This is a genomic window from Pseudomonas sp. LBUM1648, from assembly GCF_059716145.1.
Genome location: NZ_CP166808.1, coordinates 881,864 through 904,030 on the forward strand (window position 1 = coordinate 881,864; position 22,167 = coordinate 904,030).

Below are 22,167 nucleotides of genomic sequence, written 5' to 3' on the forward strand. Positions count from 1 at the left end.
GGTTTTTAATGACTTCTGTACAGTCCCTGACCCGGTTGCCTTGCGGCAACCGGGTTCTTGATTTGGCCCGGACGCATGTCATGGGTATTCTCAATGTCACTCCCGATTCGTTCTCCGATGGCGGCCGCTACAGCCAACTCGACGCGGCCTTGCGCCATGCCGAGTCTATGGTTGCGGCTGGTGCGACGCTGATCGATGTGGGTGGTGAGTCCACTCGTCCCGGCGCGCGAGCGGTTTCGCCGCTGGAAGAGCTAGAACGCGTGGCGCCAATCGTTGAGCTGATCAATCGCGAACTCGATGTAATTATCTCGGTCGATACGTCGACCCCCGCCGTGATGCGCGAAACTGCGCGGCTGGGCGCGGGTTTGATCAACGATGTGCGGTCGCTCCGGCGCGATGGCGCACTGGATGCGGCGGCGGCAACGGGTTTGCCGGTCTGCCTCATGCATATGCTCGGTGAGCCGGGTGATATGCAGAACAATCCGCAGTATCAGGATGTCACGCGGGAAGTGGGTGAGTTTCTCGCTGAGCGCATGGCTCAATGTGCGCTGGCGGGTATCCCCGCAGACCGGATCGTTCTCGACCCGGGCTTTGGCTTCGCCAAAACCCTGCAGCACAATCTAAGCTTGTTCAAGCATATGGAAGCCCTGCATGCGCTGGGGCGGCCATTGCTGGTCGGTGTTTCACGCAAGAGCATGATCGGCCAGGCGCTTAATCGCCCGGTAGGTGAGCGTCTGCATGGTGGTCTGGCACTCGCGGCACTGGCATCTGTCAAAGGCGCGCGTATATTGCGCGTCCATGATGTAGCGGAGACGGTGGACGTGGTGAGAATGATCGCGGCCGTCGAATCAGCCGAATAAGAATGATGGAGCACTTATGAGCAAGAAATACTTTGGTACTGACGGCATTCGTGGCCGAGTCGGGGTATACCCGATTACTCCTGACTTCATGCTTAAACTCGGTTGGGCTGCTGGCATGGCGTTCCGCAAGATGGGCGCGTGCAAGGTGCTGGTCGGCAAGGACACGCGAATCTCCGGCTACATGTTCGAATCGGCCCTTGAGGCTGGCCTGACATCGGCAGGTGCTGATGTGATGCTGCTCGGCCCGATGCCGACGCCGGCGATTGCTTACCTGTCGCGCACGTTCCAGGCTGAGGCCGGAATTGTAATAAGCGCTTCGCACAATCCGCACGATGATAACGGCATCAAGTTCTTCTCCGGTAAAGGCACCAAGCTGCCGGATGAGCTGGAGCTGATGATTGAGGAGTTGCTCGATACGCCAATGACCGTGGTTGAGTCGAGCAAGATCGGCAAGGTTTCGCGAATCAACGATGCGTCCGGTCGTTACATTGAATTCTGCAAGAGTAGCGTGCCGACAGGGACCAACTTTTCCGGTCTCAAGATTGTCATCGACTGCGCCCACGGTGCTACCTATAAAGTTGCCCCAAGCGTTTTTCGTGAGCTTGGCGCGGAAGTTGTCGTGTTGTCGGCCCAGCCCAATGGTCTGAACATCAACGACAACTGTGGCTCAACCCATATGGGGCAGTTGCAGGCGGCCGTCCTGGCTGAGCACGCTGATCTGGGCATCGCTTTTGATGGCGATGGCGATCGGGTTCTGATGGTCGATCACACTGGCACAATCGTTGATGGTGATGACTTGTTGTTCATCATTGCGCGTGATCTGCATGAGCGTGGCAAGTTGCAGGGTGGCGTGGTCGGTACTCTGATGAGTAACCTCGGTCTGGAATTGGCCCTCGCTGAACTTTCGATTCCATTTATTCGTGCCAATGTCGGCGACCGCTATGTGATAGCCGAGTTGCTGGAGCGCAATTGGCTGGTCGGTGGTGAGAACTCGGGGCACATCGTTTGCTTCAATCACACCACGACTGGCGATGCGATCATCGCTGCACTGCAGGTGCTGATGTCGCTCAAGACGCGTAATCAAGGTCTGGCGCAAGCCCGGCAAGCACTGCGCAAGTGCCCTCAGGTGCTGATCAATGTGCGTTTTGGTGGTGGCGAAAGCCCGCTGGAGCATGCGGCTGTCAAGGAAGCCAGTGCGCGTGTAACCCAGGCAATGGCGGGGCGCGGCCGTGTGCTTTTGCGCAAGTCCGGCACAGAGCCTCTGGTGCGCGTAATGGTCGAAGGCGAGGATGAAGCTCAGGTTCGCAGTTACGCCGAAGAACTGGCAAAACTGGTAACTGAAGTTTCTGCCTGATTCGGCTTGCAAGCCATGATTGTGTTGGGTAACATCTGCGCCCACTTTGACCGACGAGGTACAGCATGCGTCGCCCTATGGTAGCTGGTAACTGGAAGATGCACGGTACCCGCGCCAGCGTCGCTGAGCTGATCAACGGCCTTCGTCATCTGGCCTTGCCTAGCGGTGTTGATGTCGCGGTATTCCCGCCTTGCTTGTATATCAATCAAGTGGTTGATGGCTTGAAAGGCAAGTCGATTTCGGTCGGCGCGCAGAACTCTGCGGTGGAATCCATGCAAGGTGCGTTGACTGGTGAGATTGCGCCGAGTCAGTTGGTGGATGCAGGTTGTTCCCTGGTACTTGTCGGGCATTCCGAACGCCGTCAGATAATGGGCGAGCGAGACGCAATGCTGAATCGCAAGTTCGCAGCGGCACAGGCATGTGGCTTAATCCCGGTGTTGTGCGTAGGGGAGACCCTCGAGCAGCGCGAAGCTGGTAAAACTCTTGAGGTTGTCGGGCGTCAGCTGGGCAGCATCATCGAGGAGCTGGGTGTAGGTGCCTTTGCCAAGGCAGTCATTGCTTACGAGCCTGTCTGGGCCATTGGTACCGGACTGACTGCGACGCCGCAACAGGCTCAGGATGTGCATAAAGCCATTCGTGAGCAGTTGGCGGCAGAGAATTCTGAAGTCGCACGAGGTGTGCGGCTTCTATACGGCGGCAGCGTGAAGGCGGCCAATGCGGTCGAACTGTTCGGCATGCCGGATATCGATGGGGGGCTCATTGGTGGGGCTTCCCTGAATGCAGATGAGTTCGGTGCGATCTGTCGCGCCGCGGGAAACTGAAAAAATGCTGGAAACAGTCGTAGTCGTTTTTCATCTGCTGGGTGCATTGGGCGTAGTTGCTCTGGTTTTGCTGCAGCAGGGTAAAGGTGCGGATGCTGGTGCGTCTTTCGGAGCAGGTGCTTCAAATACTGTGTTCGGAAGCCAAGGTTCCTCTACCTTTCTTAGTAAGTTTACTGCTATACTTGCCGCCGGTTTCTTCATAACCAGCCTGGGGTTAGGTTACTTTGCTAAAGAGAAGGCTCATCAGCTGACTCAAGCAGGATTGCCAGATCCAGCAGTGTTGGAAGTACCTAAGCAACAACAACCGGCTTCTGATGATGTACCGGTGCTTCAAGAGCAAAAGTCGGCTACTCCAGCGACTGACGTACCTCCAGCTCAAGAGCAGAAGTAAGAAGGGTTTCAAAAGTAGTTTTGCCGAGGTGGTGGAATTGGTAGACACGCAACCTTGAGGTGGTTGTGCCCATAGGGTGTAGGGGTTCGAGTCCCCTTCTCGGTACCAATTAGTCAGGAGAGCCCGCTGTTGCGGGCTTTCTTGCAGGTGGAAGGTTACATTGACCCTATAAGGGATCGGTCGTATACTTCCGCCCCAGCTTTGTCGCGGGGTGGAGCAGTCTGGTAGCTCGTCGGGCTCATAACCCGAAGGTCGTCGGTTCAAATCCGGCCCCCGCAACCAGTTTTAGGAGCCCCTTTTAAGGGGCTTTTTGTTAGCTGGACACTTTCAACGCCGCTGTTCGACGGCGTTTCAAGGATGGGCGTTATGCCCATTTTTTTATTTTGCATAGCATGCACATATCATGCACTAGGGGGTTCAGGTGTCGAGCAAGCTAGAAGAGTTGCAGGCCTTGCTGGCCCCGGTGGTCGTGGCCCTAGGCTATGAATGCTGGGGTATCGAGTTTTCGGCTCAGGGTCGTCACTCGATGTTGCGCGTTTATATCGATAAAGAGGGTGGCGTGCTGGTGGACGATTGCGCCATTGTCAGCCGTCAGATCAGCGGTGTTCTAGATGTTGAAGATCCGATCTCTGTTGAATACACCCTCGAAGTTTCCTCGCCTGGCATGGAGCGCCCACTGTTCACTATTGAGCAGTTTGCAAAATTTGCCGGTGAACAAGTGAAGATCAAGCTGCGCTCGCCTTTTGAAGGTCGACGCAACTTTCAGGGCCTTCTGCGCGGTGTAGAAGAGCAGGACGTCGTGGTGCAGGTAGATGACCATGAGTTCCTGTTGCCGATCGATATGATCGACAAGGCCAACATTATTCCCAGTTTTGACTGAGACGCGGATCCCGCGGATCCAATGGCTTGCGAAAGGCGAGGCGTACGATGAGCAAAGAAGTACTGCTGGTTGTTGAGTCGGTATCCAATGAAAAGGGCGTACCGGCAAGCGTAATTTTTGAAGCGCTGGAGCTGGCCCTGGCCACTGCTACCAAAAAGCGTTTTGAAGACGAAGTTGACCTGCGTGTGGAAATTAACCGCCACACCGGTTCTTACGAAACTTTCCGTCGCTGGACGGTCGTCGAAGAGAATGATCTCGACGATCCGGCTATCGAAACCTGGCCAACCAAGGTTGCCGAAACGCATCCTGGTGCCAAGGTTGGCGACGTCGTTGAAGAAAAAATCGATTCTATCGAGTTCGGCCGCATTGCTGCGCAGACTGCCAAGCAAGTCATCGTGCAGAAAGTGCGTGAAGCCGAGCGCGCTCAAGTGGTTGATGCCTATCGCGAGCGCCTGGGAGAAATCATCTCCGGCACCGTGAAGAAAGTGACCCGCGACAACGTGATCGTCGATCTGGGCAATAACGCTGAAGCGTTGCTGGCCCGTGAAGACATCATCTCTCGCGAAACCTTCCGTGTCGGCGTGCGTCTGCGTGCGCTGCTAAAGGAAATCCGCACCGAGAACCGCGGCCCGCAGCTGATCCTGTCGCGTACCGCGCCGGAAATGCTGATCGAGCTGTTCCGCATCGAAGTGCCGGAAATTGCCGAAGGCCTGATCGAAGTAATGGCTGCGTCCCGTGATCCGGGTTCGCGCGCCAAGATCGCCGTTCGCTCGAAGGACAAACGCATTGACCCGCAGGGCGCTTGCATCGGTATGCGCGGTTCGCGCGTCCAGGCAGTGTCGGGTGAGTTGGGCGGTGAGCGTGTTGATATCGTCCTGTGGGACGACAACCCGGCTCAGTTCGTAATCAACGCCATGTCCCCGGCCGAGGTTGCGGCAATTATCGTTGACGAAGATGCCCACGCCATGGACATCGCCGTTGGCGCAGACAATCTGGCTCAGGCCATCGGTCGTGGTGGTCAGAACGTGCGTCTGGCAAGCCAGTTGACTGGCTGGACCCTGAACGTGATGACCGAATCGGACATCCAGGCTAAGCAGCAAGCAGAAACCGGCGACATCCTGCGCAACTTCATCGACGAGCTGGAAGTCGACGAAGATCTGGCACAGGTGCTGGTAGATGAAGGCTTCACCAGCCTGGAAGAGATTGCCTACGTACCGTTGGAAGAAATGCTCAACATCGACGGCTTTGACGAAGACACCGTCAACGAGCTTCGCGCTCGTGCCAAGGATCGTTTGTTGACCAAAGCCATCGCTACTGAGGAAAAGCTGGCAGACGCCCATCCGGCCGAAGACCTGCTCTCGCTTGAGGGTATGGACAAGGATTTGGCGATGGAACTGGCGGTGCGCGGCGTAATTACCCGCGAAGACCTGGCCGAGCAGTCTATTGACGATCTGCTCGACATCGACGGCATTGACGATGATCGTGCCGGCAAGTTGATCATGGCCGCCCGAGCCCATTGGTTCGAGTAATTAGGCGCGGCCTGAGGAGAGAAGTGCATGACGCAAGTCACGGTGAAACAACTGGCCGATGAGGTCAAAACACCGGTAGAGCGCCTGTTGCAGCAGATGCGTGAGGCAGGTCTGCCGCACACCGCCGCCGAAGAAAATGTGACTGACAGTGAGAAGCAATCCCTGCTGACTCACTTGAAGAGCAGTCACAAGGCGAAAGTGGAAGAACCACGCAAGATCACGCTGCAGCGTAAAACCACCAGCACCCTGCGTGTGGCTGGTAGCAAAAGCATCAGCGTAGAAGTTCGCAAAAAGAAAGTTTTCGTACAGCGCAGCCCGGAAGAAATCGAAGCCGAGCGCAAGCGTGAACTGGATGAGCGTCGCGCAGTAGAAAATGCTACGCGCCAGAAGGCTGAAGAAGAAGCCAAGCAGCGCGCCGAAGAAGAAGCGCGCCGCCAGCCTGCTGCTGCGCAAGCCGCTACTAACGACGCCGCTTCGGCGCCGGCCGCAGTTGCTGAGCCAGTACGCGAAAGCGCACCGGTAGCCGCTGCTCCAGCACCGTCTGCTGACGTTCGTAACAAGCAGAACGAACAGCGCCGTCCGGACAAACCACGTGCCGATGACAACAATCGTCGCAGTGGCGGTGGTGATGGCGAGCGTAAAAACGCTCCGCATCGCGCATCGGTCAAAGAGAAAGCGCCAGCACCACGTGTCGCGCCACGTACTACCGACGAAGAAAGCGATGGCTTCCGTCGTGGTGGTCGCGGCAAGGCCAAGCTGAAGAAGCGCAACGCTCACGGTTTCCAGAGCCCAACCGGCCCTGTCGTGCGTGATGTGCAGATCGGCGAGACCATCACCGTTGGCGATCTCGCCAATCAGATGTCGGTCAAGGCTGCTGAAATCATCAAGTTCATGTTCAAACTGGGTACTCCAGCGACCATCAACCAGGTGCTTGATCAGGAAACTGCTCAGCTGGTAGCCGAAGAGCTGGGCCACAAAGTGACCCTGGTCAGCGACACCGCTCTGGAAGATTCCCTGGCCGAGTCCCTGAAGTTTGAAGGTGAGTCGTTCTCCCGTGCACCAGTCGTGACCGTAATGGGCCACGTTGACCACGGTAAGACCTCGCTGCTCGACTACATCCGTCGTGCCAAGGTTGCTGCTGGCGAAGCCGGCGGTATTACCCAGCACATCGGTGCGTACCACGTTGAAACCGAACGCGGCATGGTCACTTTCCTCGACACCCCGGGTCACGCCGCGTTTACCGCAATGCGTGCCCGTGGTGCCAAGGCGACCGACATCGTGATTCTGGTCGTTGCAGCCGATGACGGCGTAATGCCGCAGACCATTGAAGCTGTTCAGCACGCAGTAGCGGCTGGCGTTCCACTGGTGGTTGCAGTGAACAAGATCGACAAGCCGGGCGCTGATCTTGATCGCATCCGTAGTGAGCTGTCGGTTCACGGCGTGACGTCGGAAGAGTGGGGCGGTGATACGCCGTTCGTACCGGTTTCGGCGAAAGTCGGTACTGGCGTGGACGAACTGCTCGAAGCTGTTCTGCTGCAAGCCGAAGTTCTCGAACTGAAAGCGACCCCATCGGCTCCTGGCCGTGGTGTTGTGGTTGAATCGCGTCTCGACAAAGGTCGTGGCCCGGTTGCAACCGTTCTGGTTCAAGACGGTACCCTGCGCCAAGGCGACATGGTTCTGGTCGGTTCGAACTATGGCCGCGTTCGCGCCATGCTCGACGAGAACGGCAAGCCAATCAAGGAAGCCGGTCCTTCCATCCCTGTCGAGATCCTCGGCCTGGACGGTACCCCGGACGCTGGCGACGAGATGAGCGTAGTTGCAGACGAGAAGAAAGCCCGTGAAGTGGCTCTGTTCCGTCAAGGCAAGTTCCGCGAAGTCAAACTGGCTCGCGCTCACGCCGGCAAGCTGGAAAACATCTTCGAAAACATGGGTCAGGCAGAGAAGAAGACGCTCAACATCGTCCTCAAATCCGACGTCCGTGGTTCGCTGGAAGCTTTGCAGGGCGCTCTGAATGGCCTGGGCAACGACGAAGTGCAAGTGCGCGTAGTCGGCGGCGGTGTCGGTGGTATCACCGAATCCGACGCTAACTTGGCACTGGCTTCCAACGCTGTACTGTTTGGCTTCAACGTGCGTGCCGATGCTGGCGCTCGCAAGATCGTCGAGCAGGAAGGTCTGGATATGCGTTACTACAACGTGATCTACGACATCATCGAAGACGTCAAGAAAGCCCTGACCGGTATGCTCGGCAGCGATGTTCGCGAGAACATCCTGGGTATCGCCGAAGTGCGTGACGTGTTCCGTTCGCCGAAGTTTGGCGCGATCGCAGGCTGCATGGTGATCGAAGGTGTTGTGCACCGTAACCGTCCGATCCGTGTACTGCGTGAAGACATCGTTATCTTCGAAGGCGAGCTGGAATCCCTGCGCCGCTTCAAGGATGACGCTTCCGAAGTACGTGCCGGCATGGAATGCGGTATCGGCGTGAAGAGCTACAACGACGTCAAAGTCGGTGACAAGATCGAAGTCTTCGAGAAGGTTCAGGTTGCTCGCAGCCTCTAACTCGCGCACTTCAAGGGCCACGTCGAGCCGCCGCATGCAGATGCGCGCCACGGCGTCAGGACTCTAAACGCAACGCCCGGTCTGGCTTTTGTCAGGCCGGGCGTTTGCCGCTTTCAGACCTTGCGGGTTTCACCGTGGGGCAGTAACAGGTAACAAGTCATGGCAAAAGAATACAGCCGTACCCAACGTATCGGCGATCAGATGCAGCGTGAGCTGGCCCAACTGATCCGTCGTGAAGTCAAAGATCCGCGCGTCGGTCTGGTCACCATTACCGCTGTGGAAGTCAGCCGTGACGTCGGTCACGCAAAGATTTTCATCACCGTAATGGGGCAGGACAACGCTGAAGATATTGCGCAAAGCATCAAGGTCCTGAATGCCGCTGCGGGTTTCCTGCGTATGCAACTGGCCCGCGAAATGAAGCTGCGCAGCGTGCCGCAATTGCACTTCCACTACGACGAATCCGTCGTGCGGGGTGCGCACCTGTCGGCCCTGATCGAGCGTGCCGTTGCTGAAGACAATCAGCACCCGGCAGTTGCTGAACCTGAAGACACCAAGGAGTAATTCGGTGGCTCAGGTCAAACGTATCCGTCGTAACGTCAGCGGTATCATTCTGCTCGACAAGCCGCTGGGGTTCACCTCCAACGCCGCGTTGCAGAAGGTTCGCTGGCTGCTCAACGCCGAGAAGGCCGGGCACACCGGCAGTCTCGATCCATTGGCCAGCGGTGTGTTGCCGTTGTGCTTCGGCGAAGCGACCAAGTTTTCGCAATACCTGCTCGATTCCGACAAGGCTTATGAAACCCTGGCGCAACTGGGCAAGACCACCACCACGGCGGATGCCGAAGGTGAGGTTTTGCAGGAACGCCCGGTGACCGTTGGTCGCGCCGATGTCGAGGCTGTCTTGCCGAAATTTCGCGGCCAAATCAGTCAGATACCGCCGATGTACTCCGCGCTCAAGCGTGATGGCCAGCCGCTGTACAAGCTGGCCCGTGCAGGCGAAGTAGTGGAGCGCGAACCGCGTTCTGTTACTATTGCGCGCTTGGAATTACTGGCCTTCGAAGGCGATACTGCGCGACTTGCGGTGGATTGCAGCAAGGGCACCTATATTCGCACCCTCGTGGAGGATATCGGTGAGCAACTCGGTTGTGGTGCGTACGTCGCAGAGTTGCGCCGTACCCAGGCCGGGCCTTTCACCCTGGCGCAGACCGTGACCCTCGAAGAGCTCGAAGCGGTACATGCCGAAGGCGGCAACGAAGCGGTCGACCGCTTCCTGATGCCATCGGACAGCGGCCTGCAGGATTGGCCGCTGTTGCACTTCTCGGAAGCGAGCGCGTTCTACTGGCTCAACGGCCAGCCGGTACGTGCCCCGGATGCTCCGAAGTTCGGCATGGTGCGGGTACAGGATCACAATGGTCGCTTCATCGGTATCGGTGAAGTGAGCGAAGACGGGCGTATCGCGCCGCGTCGCTTGATTCGGTCAGAATGACCGGAACCGGCCTGTGTAACAGCAGGTCGGCGAGTGTGGCTGTTAACAGGCACGGTCACGACTCATTTATAGATACAGGGATTTGTCCCTGGCCTGTTGAAGCTGTTTCCCTGAAACAGTTTCCTGATAAAAGGATTGCCTCATGGCTCTCGACGTTCAAGAAAAAGCTCAAATCGTTGCTGACTACCAGCAAGCTGTTGGTGACACTGGTTCGCCAGAAGTGCAAGTTGCACTGCTGACCCACAACATCAACAAACTGCAAGGTCACTTCAAGGCCAACGGTAAAGATCACCACTCCCGTCGTGGTCTGATCCGCATGGTAAACCAGCGCCGTAAGCTGCTGGACTACCTGAAAGGCAAGGATCTGGGTCGTTACCAGACTCTGATCGGTCGCCTGGGTCTGCGTCGCTAATCAGCGATTGCGCTATGAGGTTGGTTGTCTGTCAGGCGTCAGCGGTTTACCGCTGGCGCCTTGCAGGCTCCCAGCCTCAAGTTTTATCTGGATACACGTTTTACCCTGGACAGGCGTTGGGCCGATTCCCGACATTGCCCAAGAATTTCGCAAGAAACCAGTTCCCCCAAGAGCCACAAAGAAGGTAGGACACCGTGAACCCGGTAATCAAAAAATTCCAGTTCGGTCAGTCGACCGTTACCCTCGAGACTGGCCGTATCGCCCGTCAGGCCTCCGGCGCAGTATTGGTCACCGTTGACGACGACGTCAGCGTATTGGTGACCGTTGTTGGTGCCAAGCAAGCCGATCCGGGCAAGGGCTTCTTCCCTCTGTCCGTTCACTACCAGGAAAAGACTTACGCTGCTGGTAAGATCCCTGGCGGTTTCTTCAAGCGTGAAGGCCGTCCTTCCGAGAAAGAAACCCTGACTTCCCGACTGATCGACCGTCCGATCCGTCCGCTGTTCCCAGAAGGCTTCATGAACGAAGTGCAGGTTGTCTGCACCGTCGTTTCCACCAGCAAGAAGACCGATCCGGACATCGCTGCGATGATCGGTACCTCGGCAGCCCTGGCCATCTCGGGTATCCCGTTCGACGGCCCGATCGGCGCCGCTCGTGTCGCTTTCCACGAAAGCACCGGCTACCTGCTGAACCCGACCTACGAGCAGCAAGCTGCTTCGAGCCTGGACATGGTCGTTGCCGGTACTTCCGACGCTGTGCTGATGGTTGAATCGGAAGCCAAAGAGCTGACCGAAGACCAGATGCTGGGCGCGGTACTGTTTGCTCACGACGAGTTCCAGGTTGTGATCAACGCCGTTAAAGAACTGGCTGCTGAAGCTGCCAAGCCAACCTGGACCTGGGCTCCTGCGCCAGAAGCTACCGAACTGCTGAACGCAATCCGTTCCGAGTTCGGCGAAGCGATCTCCCAGGCTTACACCATCACCATCAAGGCCGACCGTTACGCTCGCCTGGGTGAGCTGAAGGATCAGGTGGTTGCCAAGCTGTCCGGTGAAGAAGGCCAGCCTTCGTCCAGCGAAGTCAAAGCTGCATTCGGCGAAATCGAATACCGCACCGTTCGCGAAAACATCGTAAACGGCAAGCCACGTATCGACGGCCGCGACACCCGCACCGTACGTCCGCTGAACATTGAAGTCGGCGTTCTGCCGAAGACCCACGGTTCGGCCCTGTTCACCCGTGGTGAAACCCAGGCTCTGGTAGTTGCGACCCTCGGCACCGCCCGTGACGCACAGCTGCTGGACACCCTGGAAGGCGAGAAAAAAGACCCGTTCATGCTGCACTACAACTTCCCTCCGTTCTCGGTAGGCGAGTGTGGTCGCATGGGTGGTGCTGGTCGTCGTGAAATCGGTCACGGCCGTCTGGCCCGTCGTTCGGTTTCGGCCATGTTGCCTGCCGCTGACGTGTTCCCGTACACCATCCGCGTGGTTTCGGAAATCACCGAATCGAACGGTTCGAGCTCGATGGCTTCCGTTTGCGGCGCGTCCCTGGCTCTGATGGACGCTGGCGTACCGATGAAGGCACCGGTTGCCGGTATCGCGATGGGTCTGGTTAAGGAAGGCGACAAGTTCGCAGTCCTGACCGACATCCTCGGCGACGAAGACCACTTGGGCGACATGGACTTCAAAGTAGCCGGTACCGCCAAAGGCGTGACCGCGCTGCAGATGGACATCAAGATCAAGGGCATCACCGAAGAGATCATGGAAATCGCTCTGGGCCAAGCCCTGGAAGCGCGCCTGAACATCCTCGGTCAGATGAACCAGATCATCGGCCAGTCGCGTACCGAACTGTCGGCCAACGCTCCGACCATGATCGCGATGAAGATCGACACCGACAAGATCCGTGACGTTATCGGTAAAGGTGGCGCGACCATCCGTGCGATCTGCGAAGAAACCAAGGCTTCGATCGACATCGAAGACGACGGTTCGATCAAGATCTTCGGCGAAACCAAGGAAGCGGCTGAAGCTGCACGTCAGCGCGTTCTGGGTATCACTGCTGAAGCCGAGATCGGCAAGATCTACGTCGGCAAGGTTGAGCGCATCGTCGACTTCGGCGCATTCGTCAACATCCTGCCGGGCAAGGACGGTCTGGTTCACATCTCGATGCTGAGCGACGCTCGTGTTGAGAAAGTGACCGACATCCTGAAAGAAGGCCAGGAAGTGGAAGTGCTGGTACTGGACGTGGACAACCGCGGCCGTATCAAGCTGTCCATCAAAGACGTGGCAGCGGCCAAGGCTTCGGGCGTTTAATCACCCGAACGCTTTAGCGCAATAAAAATGCCCCACTGTGGAAACGGTGGGGCATTTTTTTGTCTGCTGTAAAGCAACAGTGCCCCAGTCAAGTTGCCGGAGTCCAGGACCGGTGCTAGGTTTAGCCCACCGCCCGTGTAGCTCAGCCGGTAGAGCAGCGCACTCGTAACGCGAAGGTCGCAGGTTCGATTCCTGTCTCGGGCACCACCTCCGCAATTTCACCCTCCGATTCATGTTCCGCAGGTCAGCTTTTTGTGCAAGAGATGTAAAGAGCCGTGTAATTCGTCATGCAAACGTCCTATATTCGGTGCCTGCATGAGCATCGCTTAGCAGTTTTCAGATGATCCCGAATGGTTCCGAAGGCCGGGCTAACCGCGTCAGAGAGATCCTTGATGATCCAGATCCATCTTCCATTCCTAAGATCAGCGAGAACGCCATGACCGCGAAAGAATTGACCCAAGAAGCAACACACGAAGAAGCACTAAAAAAGTATCTCCTCGAGTCGCCTCAGTTGGCTGCAGAGATCAAAGACTTGAGTGCCGATGATCAGAAAGACCAGATCCAGTGGGCATTCGAAGATGAAGCCGAGGCCCAGGGTTTGCAGCCGTGGGAACTGACGCTCAAGTACACCAGCACGCCTGAAGAGTTCGAGGCTCAGCGTCTCGTATTGCACAAAGAGGCTGCCGACGTACTGGGCGTCGAGTGGGAAGAGTACTGCGAGATGAACAATCTGGTGGTTTGAAACAAAAACGCCAGCCTCAACCAGGCTGGCGTTTTTTATGGCGTGCAGTCTTCAGAGGCTCAGACGCATCGACAGATCCACCGCCTTCACATCCTTGGTCATCGCACCAATCGAGATGTAATCCACTCCGGTTTCGGCGATCGGCAACAGTGTGCTTTCGTTGATCCCGCCGCTGGCTTCCAGTTTGGCCTTGCCGCCGTTCAGGCGCACCGCTTCGCGCATGTCGTCCAGGCTCAGTTCGTCGAGCATGATGATGTCGGCGCCGGCCGCCAGAGCTTCTTTCAGCTCATCCAGGCTTTCCACTTCGATTTCCACCGGTTTACCCGGGGCAATCCTGTGCGCGGCTTCAATGGCTTGCGCAATGCCACCGCTGGCAGCGATGTGGTTTTCCTTGATCAGAAAGGCGTCGTACAGGCCGATGCGATGGTTGTGGCAGCCACCGCAGGTCACGGCGTATTTCTGCGCCAGACGCAGGCCTGGCAGTGTCTTGCGGGTGTCGAGCAGCTTGACCTGGGTTTCGGCGACGAAGTCCGCCAGATACTGCGCGCGGGTTGCCACGCCCGAGAGTAATTGCAGGAAGTTCAGGGCGCTGCGTTCACCGGTCAACAGCGAACGGGCCGGGCCTTCCAGGTGAAACAGTGGCTGATTGGGTTTGACCCGCTCGCCATCGACCACTTGCCAATGCACCGCCACACGCGGATCGAGCTGGCGAAACACCGTATCTACCCAAGCAGTGCCGCAGATGACGGCGTCGTCGCGCGTGATGATGGTGGCTTTGGCCAGGCGTTCGGCCGGGATCAGTTGTGCGGTGATGTCGCCGCTGCCGATGTCTTCGAGCAACGCACGGCGCACGTTGGCTTCGATTTCGGCGGTCAAATCGGCGAGACGTAGATTCGGCATAACGGGCTCCACAAACAAAGTGATTCGATTATAGGGGCATGGCACGAGCCAACCCAAGGCGATAACTCGCCTGCTTGACTGCATCTGGTCGATTTTCTTTGAGCAAACAGTGTTCGCACGTGGTCAGTGGAAGGTGTCCGGGGCATAGGGGAAACCCTGACGCCTATGGCGCCGGGGATAACTTTTGCAAGATAATTCGCCTTGCGTTTGACGTCATAGCTTTGACGTTGCCATCGATGTTGCTGATCAACGAAAGAATCACCGTTTCAGGAGGCTTGGATGCACAAAGACGGGAAAGTAGTGCCTTTGCACAAGGCCGCTACCGATCAGGCGAATCATTCGCCGCTCGCCCGCCTGCCTGTGATTCTGCTTCAGGTTCGCGACAAGGCTGCTCAGCAATTGCGCCACGGTCTGCAGGAGCTGTTCGACAACGCCGACGACACCCTGTTCGAAATGGCCGACCGGGCGCGCAACGACGTCGAACAGAACATTTTCTTCGAAGCCATGCGCGACTTGCGCCTCAAGCGCAAAAACATCGAGCGCGGCTTTCTTGAGCAGTTCTTCGAGGCTTTTGTCGGTCTCACTCAAAACGATTCTGCGCACAACGCGCTTCCGCGCACTTTGCTATACGAAGAATCCGCGCCGCGCACCGATGACATGGAGCGCAATGTGGCCGTAGAGACCATGGTCGGCCGCGTGCTCAAGCGTGATGGCTTCGCGCTCGATCAACTGACCGCGCGTCTCAGTGCATTGCTCGGCAATCCCCTCCACGACCAGCACAACCCGCTCGGTCCGGCGCTGCTCTGTGAATATTTCCTTCAGGCCGGGCGCAACCTGGGCGTGGAGATCAAGGTCAAGCTGATCCTGCTCAAACTGTTCGAACGCTATGTATTGGCGGACACCGAACAGCTGTATGCCGAAGCCAATCAGTTGCTCAGCGCCACCGGCGTGTTGCCCGAATTGAAACCGGTGCCCGCGCGCCGCGCTATCGATCGCGCAGTGGCCGACGTGAACAGCGAAGAAAGTAACGATCCGCCGCCAGCAGACGAAGGTGTGCAGGAAGTCTTTGCCGCGTTGCAGGAGTTGCTGTTGCACGTGCGCGGCAGCGTTGCGCCGATTCTGGAGTCGAGCGCTGCGGCTCAACCCATCTCCACCCGCGACCTGCTGCGCCTGCTCTCGCACTTGCAGCAATATGTGCCGGCACTGGCTTCACAGGACGACTTCGATCTGCGTAACCAACTTGAACAGCTGCTTACGCGGGTCAGCGTCAAAAGTGGCAAATCGCGGATCGTCGGCGGCGCTGATGAAGACGTGATCAACCTGATTGCCATGGTGTTCGACTGCATTCTTGATGATCGCAATGTCCCGGACTCGCTCAAGGCACTGATCGCCCGTTTGCAGATTCCGATGCTCAAGGTGGCGGTGCTCGACAAGAGTTTCTTCAGTCGCAGCAGCCATCCGGCGCGTCGCTTGCTCAATGAAATTGCCGAAGCGGCGATGGGTTGGGGTGATTGCGACGGTGAGACGCGTGACAGCTTGTACCTGCGAATCGAGCAGGTGGTGCAGCGCTTGCTCACAGACTTTGTCGATGATCCGGCGATTTTTTCCGAATTGCTCGCCGACTTCCTCGCCTTCACCAGTGATGAACGCCGTCGCAGCGAGTTGCTCGAACAGCGTCTGCGGGATGCCGAAGAAGGTCGGGCGAAAACCGAGCTGGCCCGTCGACGGGTCGAGCAGGCTTTGAATCAGGCACTGTTGGGCAAAGTCCTGCCACCGTCGGTGGTGACATTCGTCCAGAACGCCTGGAGTAAAGTGCTGCTGCTGACCGGCCTCAAGCATGGCGAGCAGTCTGCCGAGTGGCAGGCTGATGTGCAGACTCTGGAACAACTGATCTGGAGTGTGCAGCGTCATGACGATACCGAGTCCGGCATGCGTTTGTTGGCGCTGGTACCGGGGTTGCTGAAATCGCTGCGTGATGGTTTGAGCAGATCGGCATTCGATCCGTTTGCCACCAGCGAATTCTTCAGCGAGCTGGAAGCGCTTCACGTACGGGTGCTTGAACCTTCAACTGTGGCCGATGAAGCGGCGCCGGCGCTGATCGAGGTGTCGCAGCAGATCCGGTTGCAAACCTCAGATGAAGGCGTGATGGCGCTGGCATCGGCGCGCTCGTCCCGCGACGAAGCAGGCCTGCAACAGGTCGATCAACTGCGTATGGGCAGTTGGGTAGTGTTTCAGGAAGAAGATGAACACACCCTGCGCTGCAAACTCGCGGCGATCATCGACGTCACCGACAAATACGTCTTTGTCGACCGCACCGGGATGAAAGTGCTGGAGCGCAGCCGCATCGGATTGGCCCTTGAATTCCAGCGCGGTGCGGTGCGCGCGCTCGATGACACCCTGCTGTTCGATCGCGCGCTGGAGTCGGTGCTCGGCAATCTGCGACGACTCAATCGCGCCAAGTGATCGCGCGCCGGGGGCCGATCACGGCATACTGGGCGCCAACACAGTCGGCGTTGAAGGAATCGGTATGCAGTTGGATCCCGCTAGCGGGTGGTGTCACGGGGTGCAGGCCTGCCCATCGCCCAACTTCAATGAACGCCCTGCGGGCGAAATTTCCCTGTTGGTGATCCACAACATCAGCCTGCCACCAGCGCAGTTCGCCACCGGCAAGGTGCAGGAATTTTTCCAGAATCGTCTGGATGTCACCGAACATCCCTACTTTGCAGGGATTGCCGACCTGCGGGTCTCTGCGCATTTTCTGATCGAACGTGACGGCAAGGTCATCCAGTTTGTCTCCTGTCTTGAGCGGGCGTGGCATGCGGGCGTGTCGATGTTCGAGGGGCGCGAAACCTGTAACGATTTTTCTGTGGGCATCGAGCTTGAAGGCACCGATGATCTGCCGTTCACCGACGCGCAGTATCAGGCGCTGACCGTGCTGACCCGCCAGTTGCAAAGCGCATTTCCGGCCATCACCGGCGCACGTATTTGCGGACACAGCGACATTGCACCCGGGCGCAAGACCGATCCTGGCCCGGCATTCGACTGGGCGCGTTACCGCGCGGCCCTGGCACAAGAGGAAGGACAATGAGTTTTCTGGTGTTACTGCTGGCGGTCTGGATCGAGAAATTCTCGGCCTTGCGCCATCGGGTTCAACGCGATGGCGGATGGATCCGCGAACTGAACAAACTCGAAAGCAGCGAGCGTCTGGCCAAACAGCCCTGGCTGGTGCTGACGATTCTGGTGTTGCTGCCGTTGGCGTTGCTGGGTCTGTTGCTGGTAGTGCTGGAACCAGTGGCATACGGCCTGCTGGCCCTGCCAGTGCATTTGCTGGTGGTGATTTACAGCCTGGGGCGTGGTGACTTGCTCGGCGGGCTCGGGCCGTTCCGCGATGCCTGGCGGCGCGAGGATCTGCAAGCGGCGGCGCATGTGGCCAAGCGTGATCTGGATATCTGTGCCGACAGCGGCGAGCAATTGCTCGACCGGGTGCAGGGGCATCTGTTGTGGCAGGCCTACCAGAGCTTCTTCGCGGTGATCTTCTGGTATTTCGTGCTCGGCCCGGTGGCGGCCCTGGCCTATCGCTTGTTGGCGCTGGCCGAAGAGCACGGTCAGAACCCGGCGCTGGTCGAGCGTGCCGCGCAACTGCGCCACGCCTTCGACTGGGTGCCTGTGCGCTTGCTGGCGGCGAGTTTTGCGTTGGTCGGCAACTTCGTCGCGGTCAGCCGAGTGATGCTGCATGAGTTGCTGAACTGGAACATCAGTGCTGCGCAACTGATCAACAAGGTCGGATTGGCAGCGGGGGAGATCCCGGCTCCTGCCGTTGGGCCTGAAGGCATCAACACCCTCGATTGCCTGTGGGAATTGCTGCTGCGCGCGGCGGTGCTGTGGTATGCCGGGTTTGCCTTGTGGACGGTGCTGATTCACTGATTGATGGTGCCGAGTGAGCAAACTCCCTCGGCACACGCCACCGTTAACCTTAAGTTACAAAACCTCCCTCCGATTTGAGCTATACAGAGATAGCGCCCGATGGTGGCTATCTGCTGTCTCTGCGCGCCTGCCAATAAAAACAAGAAAAACCAAGGGAGACTTCCAGTGAAGAGCTTGCTCTATCCCGCCGTCTCGCTGATGAACCGTCTGAGCTTCGGCATGAAGTTCAGCCTGATCAGCGTGCTGTTCCTGGTGCCGATGCTGGTGACCAATTTCTATCTGGTGCGCGATTCCTATCGCGAATTTCAGGGCACTCGCGTCGAGCTGCAAAGCCTCGACCTGCTGGGCAGCAGCCTGAGCCTGCGTCGGGATCTGGAAACCCTCAACAACCTGGTGCAGATCAACGTCACCCTCGGCCAGTCCGGCAAGGCTGGCAATGTCGAAGCGCAGATCACCATTCTCGAACAAGCCGTTCTGGCGCGCCTGCAAGGGCTGACGGCAATGACCGACGATCCTGAGCAGATCAAAGTGTTTGACGGTAAACGCGATGAAATGATTGCCGCGTTCAAAGCCCAGCAAGCGGAAAACTCCCTGCAAAGCAAAAGTGCCTTGATCGGCAAGTTGCTGGCCAGTGCGCAGATTTTCAGCCAGATCATCACCGGTCAGGCTGGCCTGAGTCGCGACAATCAGGGTGACATCCGTCAGCTCAGCGAACTCGTTACCTTGATAACACCGGCCGTTACCCAGACCCTCGGCGAAGGCCGGGCGATGGGTTCGTATTCGCTGGGGCAGGGTTTTCTCAACAGTTCGTCGAGCACCCGTTTTGATGAACTGCTGGTGCAGATCGAAAAGCTTCAAGCTGAATATGGCCTGAAGCTACAGGACGCCCTCGGCTCCAGCAAAGCGGCGCACGAAACACTCAGCGCTCAGGCCGAGACGAGTAAAGCGTCGCTTAAACAGGCCAGCGAATTGTTCGAAGAGCAAGTGGTGATGGCCGACACCCTCGACGCACCTTGGCAGGCCTTTTACGACCAGATCACCGGGCTGATCGACAAGACCTACCAGCTCGACGAAGCCTCCCTGAAATTCCTCGACACGCAATTGCAGCAGCGTCTGGCGCAAAACCGCACGCACATGGTCTTGCAAGCTGTGGCGTTGTCGGTGGTGTTTGTGCTGATTTTCTATCTCTACGGCGGTTTCTACGCTTCGACTCGCACCACACTCAAACGCCTTGGCGCGATGATGGACAAGGTTGCAGCCGGCGACATGACCGTCAACTTCAAGGCCAGCAGCCGTGATGAGCTGGGTGAGTTGGGCGAAGTGTTCAATGGCACGGTGAGGAAAATTCACGACTTGATCGAGCGCGTTGGCCACACCGTTGGCGAAGTCGAGCGTCAGGCCGCGCAGGTTGAAAATGTCTCGGCGCAAAGCAATCAGGCCGTTGCCGGGCAGCGCACGCAGATAGAACAAGTGGCCACGGCGATGAACCAGATGTCGGCGACCTCACTGGAGGTGGCGCGCAGTGCCGCAGCGGCGGTGAGCAGCGCCCACAGCGTGAATGACGAGACCGTCAATGGTCGTGGTCTGGTGGAGTCGCAGCAGGGCAGCATTGCCGCGCTGGCCAGCGAGATCGATCAATCTGTGCGGGTGATCAATCAACTCGCGAGTGACAGCCAGTCGATCAGCCGCGTACTGGAAGTGATCAAGAGCATCGCCGAACAGACCAACCTGCTGGCACTCAACGCTGCGATCGAAGCCGCTCGCGCCGGAGAACAGGGGCGCGGTTTTGCCGTGGTCGCGGATGAAGTGCGCACGTTGGCCAAACGCACGCAGCAGTCGACCGAAGAAATCGAGCAGATGATCGCCAAGCTCCACGGCGGCGTCGGTGCGGCGGTGAAGGCCATGGGCATCAGCCATCAGATGGCCAACGGCACGGTCGGGCAGTCGGAGAAGGTTCAGCAGGCGTTGGAAAACATCCTTGGCGCGGTGGGCATGATCGTCGATCAGAACCAGCAGATTGCCGCTGCGGTGGAGCAGCAGACAGCGGTGGCCCATGACATCGACCAGAACATCGTCGAGATCAACCGTGCCGGCGAACGCACGGCGCAGGGCGCGCATCAGACTGAAGATGCGAGTCGGGCTTTGTCGGCGCAGGTGGTGGAACTGAAACAGCTGATCAGCGCCTTCCGCGTGTAGCGTGTACGCAGCTAACTTACCAGCCGAACACTTCGCAGCTGTTGGCAGTGCTGGTAGCAGCCAATTGCTGCGCGCTGATATTCATCAGTTGCGCGAGCACTGCACAAATCGCTGGCAGATGCGCCGGGCTGTTGCGCTGACCGGGAAACATCGCGGGCGCCATGTCCGGTGAATCGGTTTCCAGCACGATCGAATCCAGCGGCAGATCCGCCAGTACCCGATGCATGCGCAGTGCCTGCGGCCAGGTCGGCGCGCCACCTAAACCCAGTTTGAAACCGAGTTTGATGTACTCGCGCGCCTCTTCACGGCTGCCGGCAAAGGCGTGGATGATCCCGGCCCGCTTCAAACGAAAACGCTTGAGCGTGGCAATCACCGCCGCGTGGCTGCGGCGCACATGAATCAGCGCCGGTAATGCAAAGTCCGCCGCCAGTTGCAGTTGCGCTTCGAACAGCGCCTGCTGGCGCTCGCGGTCAAGGGTTTCGATGAAGTAGTCCAGACCGATCTCACCCACCGCACACAACTGCCGATGACCGCGCAGCCGCGTCAGCCAGTCGCCGAGTGCCTTTACATCTTCGGGGCGGTGCTGATCGAGATAAACCGGGTGCAGACCGAACGTCGCGTACAACTCGGGATCGCTCTGCACCAGATCCCACACCCGCTGCCAATTACCTTCACAGACCCCCAGCACCACCATCCGCCGCACCCCGAGGGCGCGGCTTTCGGCGAGCAACTGCGAACGGTCGGCGTCGAAGTCGGGGAAGTCCAGGTGGGTGTGGCTGTCGATCAGCTCCACGGTTCAGTCCCGGTGAATACGCTGCTTGAAGGTACGCGCGATGGCTTGCACGCCTGGCTTGTATTCCGACTGTTCGACGGCGGCCAGTGCCAGTTCCAGCGCCTTGTCGGCGATCAACTGGTGCTGCTGGGCCATGGCGTTGACCGGCAGCGGCAGGAAGTCGAGCAACTGCGTGTCGCCGAACGTGCCGAGGCGCAGTGGACGGGATTTGAGCGGGAAGTCATGCAACGCGTCGAACACGCCCTGCAACAGCACGTAGGAAGTCGTCACCAGCGCGTCCGGTAAATGCCCCAGACGTTGCAGGAGTTCTTCCATCAGTTGCTTGCCACATTCGCGGCTGAAAGATTCGGCATGCTCGACCAGCACTTCGCCTTTGAAATCGACGAGGGCCTGTTTGAAGCCGGCGGCACGTTCCTGGCTGATACTCAGCTCAGGGCGGGCGCCAAGCAGGACGATCTGCTTCAACTGAGGATCGAGCAGGCTTTGGGTCAGGTGCAGGCTGGCCTCGCGGTCGTCGCTGATCACCGAGCAGAAATGCTCGGGTTCCATGACCCGGTCGATGGCGATGATCGGCAGGCCCTTGGCCTGCAACTGGCGGTAGCTGTCATCCCCGGCCGGCAGGCAACTGGCGACGATCAGCGCATCGCAACGGCGCGCCTTGAACAGTTGCAGCAGTTGGCGTTCGCTGTCCGGCGCATCGTCGGAGCTGGCAATCAGCAACTGATAGCCGCGCGCCCGCGCACCTTGTTCCAGCAGTTTGGCGATCCGCGCGTAACTGGGGTTTTCCAGATCCGGCAGGATAAAGCCCAGCGTGCGGGTATGCCGACTGCGTAACCCGGCGGCTTGTGGATTGGGCGTGAAGCCGTGTTGCTCAACCACCGCACGCACCCGCTCGACGGTGGCGGTGCTGATGCGTTGCTGTGCGGCCTTGCCATTGATGACGTAGCTGGCGGTGGTCACGGACACTCCGGCCAACCGCGCGATATCACTGAGTTTCAACCCGGTATTTCCTTGTTTTTTCGAGCG

General features: G+C 58.3%; 19 protein-coding genes and 3 tRNA genes. 19 read left to right on the forward strand and 3 right to left on the reverse strand.

The window, feature by feature from the left end; genetic code table 11:
- Window positions 1-8 precede the first annotated feature (8 nt).
- From folP to ACA043_RS03895, 15 genes are all read left to right on the forward strand, one after another.
- Window positions 9-860, forward strand: coding sequence for a dihydropteroate synthase (folP, locus tag ACA043_RS03825; RefSeq protein ID WP_401272057.1), 852 nt, complete (start codon window positions 9-11; stop codon window positions 858-860).
- A gap of 16 nt (window positions 861-876) precedes the next feature.
- Window positions 877-2,214: a phosphoglucosamine mutase gene (glmM, locus tag ACA043_RS03830; protein ID WP_401272058.1), complete on the forward strand. Its 1,338-nt coding sequence runs from the start codon at window positions 877-879 to the stop codon at window positions 2,212-2,214.
- Window positions 2,215-2,279: 65 nt separating this feature from the next.
- Window positions 2,280-3,035 carry a triose-phosphate isomerase gene (tpiA, locus tag ACA043_RS03835; protein ID WP_187676717.1) on the forward strand — a complete coding sequence of 252 codons (756 nt, stop codon included), beginning with the start codon at window positions 2,280-2,282 and terminating at the stop codon, window positions 3,033-3,035.
- A gap of 4 nt (window positions 3,036-3,039) precedes the next feature.
- Window positions 3,040-3,426: a preprotein translocase subunit SecG gene (secG, locus tag ACA043_RS03840; protein WP_027610782.1), complete on the forward strand. Its 387-nt coding sequence runs from the start codon at window positions 3,040-3,042 to the stop codon at window positions 3,424-3,426.
- A 22-nt stretch (window positions 3,427-3,448) separates the two neighbouring features.
- Window positions 3,449-3,534 (forward strand) — tRNA-Leu (locus ACA043_RS03845).
- 97 nt (window positions 3,535-3,631) lie between these two features.
- Window positions 3,632-3,708: transfer RNA gene (locus tag ACA043_RS03850), tRNA-Met, on the forward strand.
- A 139-nt stretch (window positions 3,709-3,847) separates the two neighbouring features.
- Window positions 3,848-4,306, forward strand: a complete 459-nt coding sequence (gene rimP, locus ACA043_RS03855) for a ribosome maturation factor RimP (RefSeq protein WP_305441326.1) — start codon at window positions 3,848-3,850, stop codon at window positions 4,304-4,306.
- 47 nt (window positions 4,307-4,353) lie between these two features.
- A complete protein-coding gene (nusA, locus tag ACA043_RS03860; RefSeq protein WP_187676719.1) occupies window positions 4,354-5,835 on the forward strand; it encodes a transcription termination factor NusA in 1,482 nt (493 codons plus the stop codon).
- Window positions 5,836-5,862: 27 nt separating this feature from the next.
- Window positions 5,863-8,391: a translation initiation factor IF-2 gene (infB, locus tag ACA043_RS03865; protein ID WP_187676720.1), complete on the forward strand. Its 2,529-nt coding sequence runs from the start codon at window positions 5,863-5,865 to the stop codon at window positions 8,389-8,391.
- Between the two features lie 159 nt (window positions 8,392-8,550).
- Window positions 8,551-8,952, forward strand: coding sequence for a 30S ribosome-binding factor RbfA (gene rbfA / locus ACA043_RS03870; protein ID WP_095191053.1), 402 nt, complete (start codon window positions 8,551-8,553; stop codon window positions 8,950-8,952).
- A 4-nt stretch (window positions 8,953-8,956) separates the two neighbouring features.
- Window positions 8,957-9,874 (forward strand): tRNA pseudouridine(55) synthase TruB, encoded by a 918-nt coding sequence (gene truB, locus ACA043_RS03875; RefSeq protein WP_187676721.1) that lies wholly within the window; start codon window positions 8,957-8,959, stop codon window positions 9,872-9,874.
- 142 nt (window positions 9,875-10,016) lie between these two features.
- On the forward strand, window positions 10,017-10,286 hold the full coding sequence (gene rpsO, locus ACA043_RS03880) for a 30S ribosomal protein S15 (RefSeq protein ID WP_003177875.1): 270 nt from the start codon (window positions 10,017-10,019) through the stop codon (window positions 10,284-10,286).
- Between the two features lie 194 nt (window positions 10,287-10,480).
- Window positions 10,481-12,586: a polyribonucleotide nucleotidyltransferase gene (gene pnp / locus ACA043_RS03885; protein ID WP_187676722.1), complete on the forward strand. Its 2,106-nt coding sequence runs from the start codon at window positions 10,481-10,483 to the stop codon at window positions 12,584-12,586.
- A gap of 131 nt (window positions 12,587-12,717) precedes the next feature.
- Window positions 12,718-12,793, forward strand: a tRNA-Thr gene (locus tag ACA043_RS03890).
- Window positions 12,794-13,022: 229 nt separating this feature from the next.
- Complete coding sequence (locus tag ACA043_RS03895; RefSeq protein WP_497616396.1) at window positions 13,023-13,328, forward strand: DUF6388 family protein; 306 nt, start codon at window positions 13,023-13,025, stop codon at window positions 13,326-13,328.
- Window positions 13,329-13,379: 51 nt separating this feature from the next.
- Here the strand turns inward: ACA043_RS03895 and nadC are convergent, their stop codons facing one another.
- Complete coding sequence (gene nadC, locus ACA043_RS03900) at window positions 13,380-14,228, reverse strand: carboxylating nicotinate-nucleotide diphosphorylase (protein WP_489879259.1); 849 nt, start codon at window positions 14,226-14,228, stop codon at window positions 13,380-13,382.
- Between the two features lie 279 nt (window positions 14,229-14,507).
- Between nadC and ACA043_RS03905 the strand changes: the two genes are divergently transcribed.
- The 4 genes from ACA043_RS03905 (at window position 14,508) to ACA043_RS03920 (ending at window position 20,348) form a co-directional block, all read left to right on the forward strand.
- The gene (locus ACA043_RS03905; RefSeq protein WP_497658646.1) at window positions 14,508-16,691 is read left to right on the forward strand and encodes a DUF1631 domain-containing protein; all 2,184 of its coding nucleotides are present in this window, start codon (window positions 14,508-14,510) and stop codon (window positions 16,689-16,691) included.
- A gap of 64 nt (window positions 16,692-16,755) precedes the next feature.
- Window positions 16,756-17,316 carry a 1,6-anhydro-N-acetylmuramyl-L-alanine amidase AmpD gene (gene ampD / locus ACA043_RS03910; protein WP_497658647.1) on the forward strand — a complete coding sequence of 187 codons (561 nt, stop codon included), beginning with the start codon at window positions 16,756-16,758 and terminating at the stop codon, window positions 17,314-17,316.
- Window positions 17,313-18,152 (forward strand): regulatory signaling modulator protein AmpE, encoded by an 840-nt coding sequence (gene ampE, locus ACA043_RS03915; protein ID WP_489879257.1) that lies wholly within the window; start codon window positions 17,313-17,315, stop codon window positions 18,150-18,152. Before ampD ends, ampE begins: the two co-directional genes overlap by 4 nt.
- Before the next feature lie 1,491 nt (window positions 18,153-19,643).
- Window positions 19,644-20,348, forward strand: coding sequence for a methyl-accepting chemotaxis protein (locus tag ACA043_RS03920; RefSeq protein ID WP_410457990.1), 705 nt, complete (start codon window positions 19,644-19,646; stop codon window positions 20,346-20,348).
- Window positions 20,349-20,364: 16 nt separating this feature from the next.
- Here the strand turns inward: ACA043_RS03920 and ACA043_RS03925 are convergent, their stop codons facing one another.
- Together ACA043_RS03925 and cra are read right to left on the reverse strand one after the other, a co-directional pair.
- Window positions 20,365-21,141 carry a TatD family hydrolase gene (locus tag ACA043_RS03925; RefSeq protein ID WP_489879256.1) on the reverse strand — a complete coding sequence of 259 codons (777 nt, stop codon included), beginning with the start codon at window positions 21,139-21,141 and terminating at the stop codon, window positions 20,365-20,367.
- Between the two features lie 3 nt (window positions 21,142-21,144).
- A complete protein-coding gene (cra, locus tag ACA043_RS03930; protein WP_187676730.1) occupies window positions 21,145-22,140 on the reverse strand; it encodes a catabolite repressor/activator in 996 nt (331 codons plus the stop codon).
- Window positions 22,141-22,167 lie beyond the last annotated feature (27 nt).

Bases quoted from the DNA above. Each gene is read 5' to 3' on its own strand.
- rpsO (WP_003177875.1), top strand. From the start codon at position 10,017: ATGGCTCTCGACGTTCAAGAAAAAGCTCAAATCGTTGCTGACTACCAG.
- rbfA (WP_095191053.1), top strand. From the start codon at position 8,551: ATGGCAAAAGAATACAGCCGTACCCAACGTATCGGCGATCAGATGCAG.
- ACA043_RS03920 (WP_410457990.1), top strand. From the start codon at position 19,644: ATGTCGGCGACCTCACTGGAGGTGGCGCGCAGTGCCGCAGCGGCGGTG.
- folP (WP_401272057.1), top strand. From the start codon at position 9: ATGACTTCTGTACAGTCCCTGACCCGGTTGCCTTGCGGCAACCGGGTT.
- tpiA (WP_187676717.1), top strand. From the start codon at position 2,280: ATGCGTCGCCCTATGGTAGCTGGTAACTGGAAGATGCACGGTACCCGC.
- ampE (WP_489879257.1), top strand. From the start codon at position 17,313: ATGAGTTTTCTGGTGTTACTGCTGGCGGTCTGGATCGAGAAATTCTCG.
- nusA (WP_187676719.1), top strand. From the start codon at position 4,354: ATGAGCAAAGAAGTACTGCTGGTTGTTGAGTCGGTATCCAATGAAAAG.
- ampD (WP_497658647.1), top strand. From the start codon at position 16,756: ATGCAGTTGGATCCCGCTAGCGGGTGGTGTCACGGGGTGCAGGCCTGC.
- infB (WP_187676720.1), top strand. From the start codon at position 5,863: ATGACGCAAGTCACGGTGAAACAACTGGCCGATGAGGTCAAAACACCG.
- ACA043_RS03905 (WP_497658646.1), top strand. From the start codon at position 14,508: ATGCACAAAGACGGGAAAGTAGTGCCTTTGCACAAGGCCGCTACCGAT.
- secG (WP_027610782.1), top strand. From the start codon at position 3,040: ATGCTGGAAACAGTCGTAGTCGTTTTTCATCTGCTGGGTGCATTGGGC.
- nadC (WP_489879259.1), bottom strand. From the start codon at position 14,228: ATGCCGAATCTACGTCTCGCCGATTTGACCGCCGAAATCGAAGCCAAC.
- glmM (WP_401272058.1), top strand. From the start codon at position 877: ATGAGCAAGAAATACTTTGGTACTGACGGCATTCGTGGCCGAGTCGGG.
- ACA043_RS03895 (WP_497616396.1), top strand. From the start codon at position 13,023: ATGACCGCGAAAGAATTGACCCAAGAAGCAACACACGAAGAAGCACTA.